This window comes from Orenia metallireducens (genome assembly GCF_001693735.1).
Classification (GTDB): Bacteria; Bacillota; Halanaerobiia; order Halobacteroidales; family Halobacteroidaceae; genus Orenia; species Orenia metallireducens.
This window is the reverse complement of sequence record NZ_LWDV01000010.1, coordinates 606245-621271: the sequence shown is the minus strand read 5'-3', so window position 1 is coordinate 621271 and position 15027 is coordinate 606245. Positions and strand designations below refer to the sequence as shown.

Here is a 15027-nt window from a genome sequence, read left to right as displayed (position 1 = left end):
GGTAGAATGTTAGAAGTCAAGGGTTTAATTAAAAGTTATGGGCACAAAGAAGTCTTAAAAGGGGTTAATTTTAAAATCAACCAAGGAGATACAGTAGCTATTATGGGACCTAGTGGATGTGGTAAATCGACTACCATTCGATGTTTAAATCGTTTGACAGAGCCTGATGGTGGAGAGATTAGCTTTAAAGGGCTATCAATTGTAGATTTACCTGAGAATGAATTATTGAACTGGCGTAAAGAGGTTGGTTTTGTCTTTCAGAGGTTTAATCTAATTGAGAGATTAACGGTTTTAGAGAATGTAATGCTACCTTTGATTAAAACCAATCTCAAAGTAGAAGAGTTACAAGAGAGAGCTATTTTATCTTTAAAGAAGGTCAGAATGGCTGATGAGATAGATAGTTATCCTAATCAATTGAGTGGAGGGCAGAAACAGAGAATTGGTATTGCTAGAGCCTTGGTGGTTGAGCCAAGTTTGATGTTACTAGATGAGCCTACAGCTTCTTTAGATCCAATTTTGGTTAAAGAGGTACTAGAAGTTATCGAAAATTTAACAAGAAAAAAGGATAAGATAGTTATTATTGTAACCCATGAGGTTTCCTTTGCATTAAAGGTTGCTGATATAATCTTATTGATGGATAATGGGGTAGTAGTAGAGAGGGGTACTCCCGAAAATATATTTAAAAATCCAAGTTCAGAGATTGGTAAGAGGTATAAAGAGTTGTTAGATTATTATTAAGTTTCAGTCTAAGCTTAAGGTTTGATAGTTAAATTTTGTTCTTAGAGTTAAACTTAAGTAGATTTAATTTATTACTATGCAGGATATTCTTACTGTTTGTTGAAGTAATATAAGGTTAAAGGAGGTAAGAGTTTGAAGAGGAAGCAGCGTACAATAGTGAAAGAGTTTACTTATACAGGTATTGGACTACATACTGGAAAGAATGTTACCATTAATTGTAAGCCTTTGGATGCTAATCGAGGAATTAGATTTAAACGGGTAGATTTAGAAGATTGCCCAGAGGTAGAGGCTGGTATTGCTAATGTAGTATCAACACAACGTTGTACAACTATTGGTGAAGATAGTTGGGATATTAATACTATTGAGCATTTAATGTCAGCTTTGAACGCTTTGAAAATAGATAACCTATTAATCGAAATTGATGCAAATGAACCTCCGATTACTGATGGGAGTGCAAAAATCTTTTATGATTTAATAAAAGAAGCAGGGATTGAGAAGCAGAAGGAAGATAAAGAGGTTTATAGGATTGAAGAACCAATTTATGTTAAGGAAGGAAATCAGTCTCTGATAGTTTTGCCTGATAATGATTTAAAGATAAGTTATACCTTTGTCAGTAACCATCCTTTTTTAGAGGATCAATTTGCTGAGTTTATCATTAATGAGGAGATTTATTATAATGAAATAGCTTCTGCTAGAACCTTTGGCTTTTCCCATGAGATTGAAAAGTTACAACAATCTGGACTAGCCTTAGGAGGTAGTTTGGATAATGCTATCTTAGTTGGGGAAGATGGTCCAATTAATGAATTGAGATTCAATAATGAATTTGTAAGGCATAAGATTCTAGATATTTTAGGAGATATTAAACTAGCACCAGAGTTTAAAGGGCATATTATTGGTATTAGATCTGGTCATAGATTAAACTCACTATTATCTAGAAAGATTAAAGAGATATTATTGAAATAGGAGGAATGTAAATGTTAGATATTAATGAGATTCAAAAGATTTTACCACATCGATATCCATTCTTATTGGTGGATAAAATTTTAGAGGTGGAACCAGGAAAGAAGGTTGTAGGATTAAAGAATGTAACTGCGAATGAAGAGTTTTTTAACGGTCATTTTCCAGGTCATCCAATTATGCCAGGGGTATTGATAATAGAGGCAATGGCTCAAGTAGCAGGGGTAGGATTATTAACTACAGTAGACAACCCTGAAGAGAAAGTACCCTACTTTGCACGTATTGAAGATGCACGTTTTAAACAACCAGTTAAACCAGGAGATCAATTGATTTTTGAAGTTGAAGTAGTTAAGTTAAGAAGAGGGATTGGTAAGGTTGAGGCTAAGGCTTTGGTAGATGGAGAAGTAGTAACAGAGGCAACTTTAACTTGTGCGATACAAGATAAATAAAAGGATAAAGGAGGGGGCCAGATGGAAAAGACAAATGATAACAAGGTGGTACATTTGAATAAGAAAATTCATAAAACAGCAGTCGTTCATCCAGGTGCTAAAATAGGAGAAGATGTGGAAATCGGGCCCTATGCTATTATTGGGGAGAATGTTGAGATTGGTGATAATACTAAAATTGAACCCCATGTAGTCATTGAAGGATGGACTAAAATAGGTAAGGGTAACAAGATCTTTAATGGGGCCTCTATTGGTCAAGAACCACAGGATTTAAAATTTCATGGAGAGCAGAGTTATTTAGAGATTGGAGATAATAACACAATTCGTGAATTTGCTACTATCCATCGTGGAACTGAAGATGGTGGTGGTCTGACTAAGATAGGTAATAATAATTTAATTATGGCTTATTGCCATGTTGCCCATGATTGCCAATTAGGTGATAGAATCATTATGTCAAATGCAGCTACTTTGGCTGGACATGTTATTGTAGAAGATTCAGCGGTAATTGGTGGTTTGGCAGGAGTACATCAATTTGCTAGAGTTGGAAAGATGGCTATGATAGGAGCGGCCTCTAAAGTAGTTAAAGATGTTCCTCCATATGTATTGGTAGATGGACATCCTGCTTGTGTTAAAGGGATTAATATTGTAGGATTAAGAAGAAATGGTATCAGTCCTGAATTGAGATCACAGATCAAAGAGGCTTATAAGTTATTATATAGATCCAATTTAAATATATCTCAAGCAATTGAGAAGATGGATCAAGAGTTGGATAGTAATCCTTTAATTGAACATTTCTTGAGATTTTTAAGAAATGCTCAACGGGGAATTTGCAGATAAATTAAGTTTGAGCTTAAGTTTTAGTTCTTGCTTAAGCTTAGACTCGATCTTAAGTAGGAGGTTGACTATGGCTAGAATAGGTTTGCTGGCAGGTAATGGAAATTTACCTGTTGAATTTACTTATGCTGCAAAGGCAGAAGGAAATGAAGTTGTTGCTATTGCCCTTACTCCAGAAGCAGAAGTTGATAAGCTAAAAAGCGTAGCAACTAAGTTGTATCAGATTAGTGCTGGGCAATTAAATAAAATTATAAATACTCTCAAAGAAGAAGGAATTTCTGAGGTTGTAATGCTAGGTAAGGTAACTAAAGAGCTACTTTATCAAGGAATAGAGTTAGATCAGAGATTTATGCTTCTACTTAGCAATTTAAAAGAAAAGAATGATGATTCGATTATGCTAGCAATTGTTAAGGAATTAGAATCAGCTGGCATTAAAATCAGTAATCAGACTAAATATATAGCTGCATTATTACCAGCTGAGGGGCTTTTAACAGAAGTTGAGCCTGATGCTGAAACATTAGCTGATATGAAGTATGGTTTTAAGATGGCAAAAGAAATAGGAGGCTTGGATATTGGGCAAACTGTTGTTGTCAAGGATAAAGCTGTAATGGCTGTAGAAGCTATTGAAGGAACCGACCAAGCTATTTTAAGAGGTGGTCAACTAGGGCGAGGAGGAGTTATCGTAGCAAAGGTAAGTAAACCTCAGCAAGACTTTAGATTCGATATTCCTGCTGTTGGTTTAGATACTTTGGATAAATTGGTTAAAGTAAAGGCTAAAGGCTTGATAATTGAAGCCAAAAAGACCTTTATTGTCAATCAAGAAGAGTTTATCAAAGGAGCAAATGAAGCAGGGATTGCAGTTGTAGCAATGGAAGAAGATTGATATTATATTAATTTATGTGCTATTTTAATTTCGATATAGACATAGATATAGATATAAAGTTATACTTTTAAATGTACAATGTACGATTTACAATTGATAATTAAGACTGCTTAAATAAAATTTTGTAATAGAGAACCTAAATCTACAATAATAGTTATTCTTAATATCTTTAAGAATTATTTTTTTAAGTGTTCATTGTACATTGTAAATTGAACTAAGGGTGGGGGATTAAATGCCAAAGATAATGGTAGTAGCTGGCGAAGTATCTGGAGATATGTATGCAGCTAAGGTAATCAAAGAGATGAAAAAGATTTATCCAGACCTTGAGTTTATTGGGATGGGTGGTCGACGTATGAAGTTAGAAGGTGTAGAATTAATTTATGATCCTACCAAACTAAGTACTATTGGTTTTATTGAGGCAATTAAGCATTTAAGATTAGCCTATAAGATTTTGAATAAATTAGATAAAGCTATGAAAGAAGAGAAGCCAGATGTGATCTTATTAGTAGATTACTCTGGCTTTAATATGAAAGTGGCCAAAATAGCTCAGAAGAATGGGATTCCTGCTGTTAACTATTTTGCACCTTCTGCTTGGGTTTGGGGGAAAGGGCGAGCTAAAAAGATGGCTAAATGCCAAGTAAAGATTGCATCAGTCTTTCCTATGGAAGAGAAGGTCTATCGTGAGGCAGGTGCAGATGTAGAATTTGTAGGTCACCCTATCTTAGATTTAGTAGAGCCTGAATTATCTAGAGATGAATTTCAAAAGTCTTATAATATTAATTCTAATAACAAAGTTATAGGTTTATTACCTGGGAGTCGTCAGCAGGAGATAGAAGGGTTATTAACCCCTATGTTAGAGGCTGCAGAGGAGATTAAAAATAGCTATGAAAATATTCAATTTATACTTCCTTTAGCAGACAGTATATCTAAAGAGAATATTGAAGAGAGGGTAAGAGGGTATAATCTTGATATTAAGTTGGTTGCTGGCCATTCTTATGAGGTGATGGAGGTAGCTGATTTATTATTAGTAGCTTCAGGAACAGCTACTTTAGAGGCTACCTGCTTTCAAACTCCAATGGTGATTGTTTATAAAACAACCAAGACAACATATTGGTTAGGAAAGATGTTGGTTAAATTACCTTATATAGGTTTACCTAATATCATAGCTGAGAAGGAAATAGTTCCAGAGTTGTTACAAGGGGAAGTAACTGGTCAGAGAATAGCTAAAGAAGCAATTGCTATATTAAATTCAAAAGAAAGAACAGAAGAAATAAAGGCAGGGTTAAAAGAGGTTATAATAAAATTAGGAGAAAGTGGAGCAACCACAAGAGTAGCTAAGTTAGTGCTAAGCACAGGAGGTATTATTTAAATGGAATTAGCTAAACGTGTACTTAGGTATCTACAACCCTATAAAGGTCGATTAGTATTGGGAGTTATCAGTATGCTTTGTAATGCCTTTTTTACTGTGTTCTTTTTTGACCAATTTCAAAAATTAATGGATGTAATTATTAGTGGACTTTATGAGAATGAATCAAGTATTACAGAATTAAATCTCCTTGCGATAGGAATGTTCTTAATATTTTTCTTTAGAGCAATCTTTCAATATGGGGAGAAATATTTTACAGCTTATGTCTCCCAAAGTGCGATTAAGGATATGCGTAATGATTTATATGGACATTTACAGTGTTTATCTTTAGATTTTTATGCTAAAAATAAGACTGGGGAGATAATGTCTAGAGCAACCAATGATGTAGGGATTTTACAGGGAGCTATTGTCTCTGGCGCTATTGGTATCTTCAGTTTGTTCTTCCAGCTTGCCTTTGGATTATTCAAGTTGTTTTATGATAATTGGAGATTAACCTTAGCTACCTTTATTGTCTTTCCACTAATTGCTTATGTTATAGACAAGTTTAATAAGAAGATTAGGAAGGTAAGTAAGAAGGCTCAGGTTAAGGTAGCTAGCGTGTCAGATATCTTACAAGAGACGATCAGTGGAATTAGAGTTGTCAAATCTTTTGGTCGTGAAGAGTATGAATATGAACGTTTTAGCAATGAAAACTTTGAAAACTTCCGTGCTAATATGAAAAACTCTCAATTGAATGCTACTTTAACTCCAATTACTGAATTATTAGCTTCTCTATCCTTTATCATTATTTTATGGTATGGTGGACGAGAGGTTATGGCAGGTAAAATGACTCCAGGAGAATTGACAGGATATTTTGCTTTATTATTATATATTACAAATCCCTTAAAATCTTTAACTAGACTATCTGGTACAATCCAGAGAGCTTTAGCAGCTGCTGAACGGATATTTGAGGTTATCGATATTGAGCCAACAGTTCGAAATAAAAAAGATGCTAAAGAACTTAATGATATTAATGGATATATAGAATTTAAAGATGTTAAATTTAGTTATAAAGATGATGAGATAGCCTTAGATGGTATTAACCTAGCTGCCAATCCTGGACAAGTTATTGCTTTGGCAGGTTCTAGTGGGGCAGGAAAATCTACTCTAGTCAATATGATACCCCGTTTTTACGATCCAGATAGTGGAGAGATAACTATTGATGGTATAGATATAAGGGATGTTACCATTGAGTCACTAAGGGATAAGATTGGAATCGTTCCTCAAGAGACTGTTCTATTTAGTGGAACTATTGCTGACAATATTCTCTATGGTCGTTTAGATGCCAGTGAGGAAGAGGTTATTAATGCTGCTAAGGCAGCAAATGCCCATGATTTCATTATTCAATTCCCTAAGGGTTATAAGACAGAGATTGGTGAGAGGGGTGCAGGATTATCTGGGGGACAAAAGCAGAGAATTGCTATAGCTAGGGCAATTTTAAAGGACCCAGATATTTTGATTCTAGATGAAGCTACGTCAGCCTTAGATACAGAATCAGAGGCTTTAGTTCAAGAGGCCTTAGATAGATTGATGAAGAATAGAACAACTTTTGTCATTGCACATAGATTGTCTACTATTTTAGATGCTGACAAGATTGTAGTTATGGAAAGAGGAAAGGTAGTAGAGATGGGAAGTCATCAGGAGCTTTTGGTAAAAGGTGGATTATATAAGAAGTTATATGAAATACAGTTCAATAAGTAGGTGATCTTATGAAAGAGGGATTGAAATATAAAATAATTCCTCAATTTGCTTATCTTTTACAAAGGATTACTAGTGGTACTTTAAAGATAGAAGTAAAGAATAAAGAGAGACTCTTAGAAGCAAAAGAGTCTGGGAAGTCTATTATCTTAGCTTTTTGGCATGGACAACTATGGTTTCCTGCATACTATCTTCAAGATCAAGGTTATGTAGGTTTAGCTAGTCAGAGTAGAGATGGAGAGTATATTAGCAGGGTATTAAAGAAGATGGGCTGGGAGATGGTTAGAGGTTCAACTTCTAGAGGTGGAGCTCGTTCTTTATTAAAGTTAATAAAGAAATTGAAAGCAGGAAAGAATATAGCTATTACACCCGATGGACCTAGAGGTCCAAGGTACCAAGCTCAAGCAGGGGTTGTTTATTTGGCACAGAAGAGTAATAGTGTTATAATTCCTGGTGGGGTTGCTTTTTCTAAAGAGAAGGTCTTTAATAGCTGGGATAAATTTCAACTTCCTTTACCATTCTCTAAGGTAGCCTTAGCTTTTGGAGAGAGTATAGAGGTAGAAGATAACTTATCTGATGATAAGCTAGAAGAGTATAGAAAATCTGTTGAAGATGGTCTAAATAAAACAGTTAAAACTGCAAAGGATATGTTAGGTGAAATGATATGAAGATAGAAGAATATTTGTTGGATGTTATTAATGGTAAAGAGACTGGAATTATAGCTAAAATAATTTTAATAGTATTAAATTTATTATCATTTTTATACCAAGGAATAGTGAATTTAAGGAAGTTAATGTATAGCTGGGGGATAAAAAAGCAGAAGAGTTTAGCAGCCAAGGTAATTAGTGTAGGTAATATAACCGTTGGTGGTACTGGAAAGACACCAGTAGTTCAACTGTTGGCTAAGACTTTAGTAGGGAAGGGGCATAAAGTTGTTATTTTAAATCGTGGTTATAAAGCTAATTTTTCTGATGAGATAGGTTTGGTTTCTGATGGTAATGAGGTTTTAATGAATGCTGAGGAAGCTGGTGATGAGGCTTATATGTTGGCAAGTAGTTTAAAAGGTATACCAGTCATTATTGGTTCAGAAAGAAGCCAAACTGGAGAGTTTGCTTGCCAGGAATTTGACCCTGATTTTATTATTTTAGATGATGCTTTTCAACATTTACAGGTTGCTAGAGATTATGATCTAGTAGTAATTGATGCTACTAATCCTTTTGGTAATGAACATCTCTTACCTAGAGGTTTATTAAGAGAGCCTTTAAGTTCTTTAAAGAGAGCTCATATCTTTTTTTTAACTAAAGTAGATCAGATTGGGGATAATAAGTTAAGAGATATTAAAAAAAGGCTGATTGAGATTAATCCTGCGGCTATGATAATCACCACTAAACATAATCCAACTTACTTACGTAAAATAAATAGCAATCAACAGAATGAAATTAATTTAACTGGTGAGAAAATTTTAGCTGTCTCGGGTATAGGTAACCCTAAAGCTTTTGAGGAGACCTTACGTGGTTTGGGGGCAGAATTAATCGATAAGCTAAGATTTGCTGACCATCATACTTATACTCGTAAGGAAGTTTTAGAGATATATGCTTTAGCTAGTGAGAAGAATGTTGATAGAATTATTACTACAGAGAAGGATGCTGTTAGTATTGATGATGATTTATTAGAGGAGATTGAATTAGAGATGATATCCTTTGAAGTATTAGGAATAGAGATAGGGATTATTGACTCAATTTATAAGTTTGATGAGTTGATTGATAGATTGGAGGTAGTAAGATGAAAGTAATAGCAATTATACCAGCGCGTTATTCATCTACTAGATTACCTGGAAAGCCCCTTAAAGATATCTGTGGTAAGTCAATGATTCAAAGAGTATATGAACAGGTCAAACTATCTACTACATTAGATAAAGTTATTGTAGCTACAGATGATAGTAGAATTTATGATACAGTTAAAGCTTTTGGTGGAGAAGTAGTGATGACCTCTGCAGAGCATAAAACTGGGACTGATAGATTGGCAGAAGTAGCTAAAGAACTATCTTCGGAGATAATAGTCAATGTCCAAGGTGATGAACCTTTAATCAATCCTGCAATGATTGATCAAGCAGTCAGACCATTATTAGAAGATACTTCTATTAAGATGGGGACTTTAAAACAGAGGATAACCTCTCAAGAAGAATTAGAGAGTCCTCATGTTGTTAAAGTAGTAACAGATAAGGATGATTTTGCTCTTTATTTCTCAAGAGCCATGATTCCTTACCCTAGAACAGATATTGACAATACATATTATAAGCATATTGGGCTGTATGTTTACCGTAGAGGATTTTTATTAGATTATGCTAAGATGAAGGCTACACCTTTAGAACAGAAAGAGTCCTTAGAACAGCTAAGGGTTTTAGAGAATGGTTATAAAATTAAGGTTGTAGAGACCAAGCATCAAGCAATTGGTGTAGATACTGAAGAAGATTTGGAGAAAGTTAGAGAGATAGTTGACAGTGTACGGTGTACAGTTGACAGTTAAGATCAAGATTTGATGCTGGTATAAAATATTCCAAATGGTTTTAATTGTACACTGTCAACTATAAATTAAAAAACGGGGGGTATTAAGATGGTTAAAGAGGTTGCATTAAATGATAAAGTTATCTTTGGTAATAATCGTCCTTTTGTTTTATTGGCAGGACCTTGTGCTATTGAGAGTGAAGATAGAGTACTTAGAATTGCTGAAAAGGTAAAAGAGATTACAGAGAAATTAGGAATTCCATATGTCTTTAAGAGTTCTTATGATAAAGCCAATCGTTCTTCAATAGAATCCTTTAGAGGTCCAGGCTTGGAAGAAGGATTAAGAATCTTACAGAAGGTTAAGGATCAGTTTAATTTACCAGTTATCTCTGATATACATACTATAGATCAAGCAAAGGCTGCTGCAGAAGTATTAGATATTATGCAGATTCCAGCATTTTTATCTAGACAGACAGATTTAGTAGTAGCAGCAGGAAAGACTGACCGAGTAATTAATGTCAAGAAGGGACAATTTTTAGCACCTTGGGATATTGAGCAGGTAGTAAAGAAGATTGAAAGTACTGGTAATGAAAAGATTTTATTAACAGAGCGTGGGGTAAGCTTTGGCTATAATAACTTAGTTGTAGATATGCGTTCCTTCCCAATAATGAGAGATACAGGATATCCAGTAGTCTTTGATGCAACTCATAGTGTACAGTTGCCTGGAGGAGCAGGAGACTCTTCAGCAGGAGAGAGAAAATTTGTTCCTTACTTAACTAGAGCTGCAGTAGGAGCAGGAGTAGATGCACTATTTATGGAGGTGCATGATGAGCCTTCTAAAGCATTATGTGATGGTCCAAATATGGTTAGATTAGAAGATTTAGAAGAGCTTTTAAGCAAAGCTAAAGCAATTGATGAAATTGTTAAAGATATTTAATAGATAACATTTTAATGGCGAGGTTACCTCGCCTTAACTTATCGATTATAGAAAAAAGGAGTGTTCTTGATGGATATAGACAAATTAGATATAACAGAGATAAAGAAGCAGGCTATAGAGGTTTTGGAGATTGAAGCTGCATCAATCTTAAATTTGAAAAGATCAGTTGATGAAGAGTTTATAGAGGTAGTCAAAGAAATTCTAGAGTGTAGTGGAAGGGTGATTATGACTGGTATGGGCAAATCAGGATTTATCGCTAAAAAACTAGCAGCGACTTTATCTAGTACAGGAACACCTTCCTTCTTTTTACATCCTGCTGAAGCGATACATGGTGATTTAGGGATGGTAACCAATCAGGATATAGTAATTGCTCTATCCAATAGTGGGGAGACAGAAGAGGTTATTAAAATCTTACCAGTTATTAAAAGAATTGGAGCAAAGCTAATTGCTATGACTGGTGGAAAGACCTCTACTTTAGCAGAAACTGCTAATTATATCTTAGATACAGGTGTAGAAGAAGAGGCATGCCCTTTAAATTTAGCCCCAACAGCAAGCACTACAGCAACTTTGGCCTTAGGGGATGCCTTAGCAATCGCTTTATTATGGGCAAGAGATTTTCAGCCTGAAGATTTTGCCCTTTATCATCCAGGGGGAAGTCTTGGTAGGAGACTATTATTAACAGTAGAGGATGTCTTACATATTAGAGAGAGAAATCCTGTTGTAGATCAAGAAGCTACATTAAAAGAGACCTTATTTGTTATGACTTCATCTAGAATGGGAGCAGCCAATATTATTGATGATAGAGGAAAGCTAGTAGGTATTATTACAGATGGTGATATTAGGCGCCAGTTAGAAGAATCTTTTGATTTATTAGAGAAGACTGCTCAAGAGATTATGAGTAAGAACCCATCTACAATTACTAAAGATAAATTAGCAGCTGAAGCCTTAAAGCTTATGCAAGAGAGAGAGATTAGTGATTTACCAGTAGTTGATGAGGAATACAGACCTTTAGGACTACTCAACTTCCAAGATTTATTAAAGGCTGGGGTACTTTAGCAATTTATAAGTAACAATTAAAAATAAAGAAAGTAAATTTTGTCATTGTCTGTGTTTGATTGACAAATACTAGGTCTAACCTTTAAAATTAATATAGGGCAAGGTATAATTGAAATTGAGTATCTATAATAAAAATATAGGGGATGAATAGGGTGGAGTTGATTTTAAGAGAGAAGGCTAAAAGAATAAAGTTATTTATTACTGATGTAGATGGTGTTTTAACTGATGGTAGAATCATTTTAGGGAATAATGGTGAAGAACTTAAATTCTTTCATGTTCATGATGGAAAAGGGATTCAGCTAGCCCATGAGGCTGGGATTTCAACTGCTATTATTACAGGAAGAGAATCAAAGTTGGTAGAGCGTAGGGCTGAGGAATTGAGTATTAAGGAAGTCCATCAAAATATTAAAGATAAGATTAAAGTCTTTAATAATGTCTTAGATAAATATAATGTAACTAAAGAAGAAGTTGCTTATATTGGTGATGATGTCAATGACTTAGATATTTTAGAAAGGGTTGGATTATCCTTTACTCCAGCTAATGGTGTGAAAAAGGTAAAGGAGGTAGTTGACTACATCACAACTAAAGAAGGTGGACAAGGGGCTGTAAGAGAGGCTATAGAATTTATTTTAGAGTGTCAAGGGGAATAATGTTTGTTAAGAGGTGGCTGTTATGAGGGATAAGTTTTTTTATTGGCTTTTTAAGTCATTTAAATCACTGATTAACCTGATACCTAGAAAGGTTAATCATCTTTTTGCTAAATTATTGGGTAGTTTATTATATTATATTGTCAAAGATCGTAGGAAGTTAGCTGTTAAAAATATTAAATTATCTTTAGGCTATTCTAGAGAAGAGGCTGAAAGGCTAGTTAAGTTGGTTTTTCAGGATATAGCTATTAAATTTGTAGAAACTATTACTTTAGAAAACTGGACTGATACTGATTTTAATAATAAGATTAAGGTTAATGGGTTAGAATATCTAGAAAAAGCCTATAGCAAGAACAAAGGTGTAATTGTATTTACTGGTCACATAGGTAATTGGGATTTATTGGGTCTATATTTATCTTGGTTAGGTTATCCTATAAATGGGATTGCTCGGATGTTTAAGAATCCCTTTATTAATAAAGAAATTCTAAAGATTAGAAAGAGTAAAGGTGGTAAGGTCTTTGATAAGAAGGGTAAAGGGGTTAGAGGAGCCTTTAAATCATTAATAAAAAAAGAGTTACTTCTAATTTTAGGTGATCAAGATGCTCATTCTAAAGGAACCTTTATAGATTTTTTAAATAGACCTGCATCTACCCCTACAGGACCAGTGGTCTTTGCTCAAAAGACTGGAGCAGTAATTCTTCCTGCTTATATGGTAAGGGAAGGGGAGAATTATCGGTTGATTATAGAAGAAGGTATTGAGGTTGCCAAGGATGCAAATGAAGATGAGATAAAGGCTAAATTACAAGAGTTGGCTTACTCTTTAGGAAACCAAGTCAGAGATTATCCTGACCAATGGCTATGGTTACATCGTAGGTGGAAGACAAAGGCTGAGGGGGCTTCATAGTGAAGAAGTTAAGTAAAAAGTATCTTGTGGTTGCTTTGATAATTTTAATAATTGTTTTGATTATCTTTGCTATAAGTAAGTTCTCTCAAAAGCCAGAAGTTAAAATTTCACCAGACCCTTTGCAAGAAAAGAAAGAAGATGAACCGCGTCTTGAGTTAGAGGAATCATTTATAACTTTATATAGTGAAGATGGTATTACTAAATGGCAGTTAGGGGCTAAATCAATTCAACAGTTTGAGCTTGGAAGTCAGGTTATATTGAACCAAATCCAAGCTAAGGTCTATCAAGAAGAGGAAGAAGTAATCAATGTTATAGCTAATAAAGGTAAAGTAGATATAGAAACAGGCTTTATTGGATTAGAAGGACCTATAACCATTAGAAGTCAAGAAAAGTTGCTTAAAGCTGATATTCTAAATTGGAATAGTGCAAAAAATGAGTTAATAGGATTAGGGCATGTATTAATCAAACAACCTGGATTAAAGGTTAGAGGTGAGCGATTTATAAGTCAGGTGGATTTAAAAAAACTACAGATATTAGGGAATGTAAAAGTCATTTCTGAAGAAATGGGTGAAGATAATGAAGAATAAATTCTTGATTTTAAGTTTAGTTATACTAACCTTGTTATTTACATCAGTTAATCTATTGGCTAAGGAAGAAGAAACTACATTAATGGCAGATGAATTGGTAGTTGATGATATAAAGTCTGAGATTATTGCTATAGGAAATGTTATATTAAATAGGGATAATTCAAAGTTAACCTCTAATAAATTAACTGCAAATCAAAGTCTAGGTGAAATAAAGGCTATAGGTGAGGTTATTCTAATTAGAGAGGATATAAAGTTATCAGCTCAAGAGATGACTGGTAAAGAGGAACTAGAGAGATTAGTTTTTACAGGTGGAGTTGTTATTGAACAACAGGGAAGAAAGATAATAGGTCAAAAATTAACATTTAATAATAAATCCAATCAAGGATTATTAACTGGTAAGCCCAAAATGGAGAGTGAGGGTGCTACTATAACTGGAGATAGATTTGAATTTGATTTAGATACTAAGAAGTTCTTTGTTTATGGTGGAGCCCATATTGTAGATGAGAGTGAAGGTTTAATGGCTGAGGCAGAAAAATTGGAGTATAATGATCAGTCCCAAAAGGTAATATTAACTGGTAATGTCTATGCGAAACGAGGTGCACAGACAGTAAATGCTGAACAGGTGAGCATCAATTTAAAGACTAGAAAGATGGTTGCTAAAGGGAAGACAAAATTTGTTATTCCTAGTGATGAAAAGGGTGATTAAGAATGGCGATTAAGGCTGAGAACTTAATTAAGACTTATAATAAGAGAAATGTAGTAAAGGGTGTAAGCTTTGAAGTTAATAAAGGTGAAATTGTAGGAATTTTAGGTCCTAATGGTGCTGGTAAGACAACTACCTTTTATATGGTTGTAGGCTTGGTAAGCCCCAATCAAGGTAATATTACTTTAAATGGTAATGATATTACCCCTTTGCCGATGCACCAACGTGCTAGAAAGGGGATTGGTTACCTAGCTCAGGAGGCATCGGTCTTTAGAAAATTGACAGTAGAGCAGAATATTTTGGCTATTTTAGAGATGATAGATCGCCAAGAGGATAATAATGAGATTCTAGAGTCTTTACTACAAGAGTTTGATATCGCTCATATTCGTAAACAGAAGGGTTATATGTTATCTGGTGGTGAGAGGAGAAGGGTAGAGATTGCTCGAGCTTTAGCGACAGACCCTGAATATATCTTATTAGATGAGCCTTTTGCAGGGGTAGATCCAATTGCTGTTAGTGATATTCAGGGTATTGTTTCTCACCTTAAAGATAGAGGATTGGGTGTGCTAATTACTGACCATAGTGTCAGGGAAACATTGGCAATCACCGATAGGGCATATATTATGCATCAAGGGAAGATACTATTATCAGGTACTTCTGAAGAGATTGCTAATAGTGAAACGGCTAAGAAGTTCTATCTAGGTGAGACATTTAGTATGTGAGGTGGC

The 15027-nt window shown here is 34.6% G+C and carries 17 protein-coding genes; all 17 read left to right on the top strand.

Annotation, left to right across the window (positions count from 1 at the left end; genetic code table 11):
* Positions 1–6 precede the first annotated feature (6 nt).
* Positions 7–738, top strand: coding sequence for an amino acid ABC transporter ATP-binding protein (locus tag U472_RS14905; protein WP_068719528.1), 732 nt, complete (start codon positions 7–9; stop codon positions 736–738).
* Positions 739–870: 132 nt separating this feature from the next.
* Positions 871–1701: a UDP-3-O-acyl-N-acetylglucosamine deacetylase gene (lpxC, locus tag U472_RS14900; protein WP_068719527.1), complete on the top strand. Its 831-nt coding sequence runs from the start codon at positions 871–873 to the stop codon at positions 1699–1701.
* A gap of 11 nt (positions 1702–1712) precedes the next feature.
* Positions 1713–2144 (top strand): 3-hydroxyacyl-ACP dehydratase FabZ, encoded by a 432-nt coding sequence (gene fabZ, locus U472_RS14895; RefSeq protein ID WP_068719526.1) that lies wholly within the window; start codon positions 1713–1715, stop codon positions 2142–2144.
* Between the two features lie 21 nt (positions 2145–2165).
* Positions 2166–2978 carry an acyl-ACP--UDP-N-acetylglucosamine O-acyltransferase gene (gene lpxA, locus U472_RS14890; protein WP_068719525.1) on the top strand — a complete coding sequence of 271 codons (813 nt, stop codon included), beginning with the start codon at positions 2166–2168 and terminating at the stop codon, positions 2976–2978.
* A 67-nt stretch (positions 2979–3045) separates the two neighbouring features.
* On the top strand, positions 3046–3858 hold the full coding sequence (locus U472_RS14885) for an LpxI family protein (RefSeq protein WP_068719524.1): 813 nt from the start codon (positions 3046–3048) through the stop codon (positions 3856–3858).
* Positions 3859–4090: 232 nt separating this feature from the next.
* Positions 4091–5227 (top strand): lipid-A-disaccharide synthase, encoded by a 1137-nt coding sequence (lpxB, locus tag U472_RS14880; RefSeq protein ID WP_068719523.1) that lies wholly within the window; start codon positions 4091–4093, stop codon positions 5225–5227.
* Positions 5228–6964: an ABC transporter ATP-binding protein gene (locus U472_RS14875; RefSeq protein WP_068719522.1), complete on the top strand. Its 1737-nt coding sequence runs from the start codon at positions 5228–5230 to the stop codon at positions 6962–6964. It begins immediately after the preceding gene.
* 8 nt (positions 6965–6972) lie between these two features.
* Complete coding sequence (locus U472_RS14870) at positions 6973–7629, top strand: lysophospholipid acyltransferase family protein (protein WP_068719521.1); 657 nt, start codon at positions 6973–6975, stop codon at positions 7627–7629.
* A complete protein-coding gene (gene lpxK, locus U472_RS14865) occupies positions 7626–8747 on the top strand; it encodes a tetraacyldisaccharide 4'-kinase (RefSeq protein WP_068719520.1) in 1122 nt (373 codons plus the stop codon). The genes U472_RS14870 and lpxK overlap by 4 nt, the downstream gene beginning before the upstream one ends.
* Entirely contained in the window at positions 8744–9487 is a 744-nt protein-coding gene (gene kdsB, locus U472_RS14860; protein ID WP_068719519.1) for a 3-deoxy-manno-octulosonate cytidylyltransferase, read from the top strand. The genes lpxK and kdsB overlap by 4 nt, the downstream gene beginning before the upstream one ends.
* 87 nt (positions 9488–9574) lie before the next feature.
* Positions 9575–10402 carry a 3-deoxy-8-phosphooctulonate synthase gene (kdsA, locus tag U472_RS14855; protein WP_068719518.1) on the top strand — a complete coding sequence of 276 codons (828 nt, stop codon included), beginning with the start codon at positions 9575–9577 and terminating at the stop codon, positions 10400–10402.
* Between the two features lie 69 nt (positions 10403–10471).
* Positions 10472–11458 carry a KpsF/GutQ family sugar-phosphate isomerase gene (locus U472_RS14850; RefSeq protein WP_068719517.1) on the top strand — a complete coding sequence of 329 codons (987 nt, stop codon included), beginning with the start codon at positions 10472–10474 and terminating at the stop codon, positions 11456–11458.
* A 143-nt stretch (positions 11459–11601) separates the two neighbouring features.
* Positions 11602–12108, top strand: coding sequence for a KdsC family phosphatase (locus U472_RS14845; protein WP_176714190.1), 507 nt, complete (start codon positions 11602–11604; stop codon positions 12106–12108).
* Between the two features lie 22 nt (positions 12109–12130).
* Entirely contained in the window at positions 12131–13009 is an 879-nt protein-coding gene (locus tag U472_RS14840; RefSeq protein WP_068719516.1) for a lysophospholipid acyltransferase family protein, read from the top strand.
* The gene (gene lptC, locus U472_RS14835; RefSeq protein ID WP_068719515.1) at positions 13009–13596 is read left to right on the top strand and encodes an LPS export ABC transporter periplasmic protein LptC; all 588 of its coding nucleotides are present in this window, start codon (positions 13009–13011) and stop codon (positions 13594–13596) included. Before U472_RS14840 ends, lptC begins: the two co-directional genes overlap by 1 nt.
* Complete coding sequence (locus U472_RS14830; RefSeq protein ID WP_068719514.1) at positions 13586–14302, top strand: LptA/OstA family protein; 717 nt, start codon at positions 13586–13588, stop codon at positions 14300–14302. The genes lptC and U472_RS14830 overlap by 11 nt, the downstream gene beginning before the upstream one ends.
* Before the next feature lie 2 nt (positions 14303–14304).
* Complete coding sequence (gene lptB, locus U472_RS14825; protein WP_068719513.1) at positions 14305–15021, top strand: LPS export ABC transporter ATP-binding protein; 717 nt, start codon at positions 14305–14307, stop codon at positions 15019–15021.
* The last annotated feature ends 6 nt before the right edge of the window (positions 15022–15027 follow it).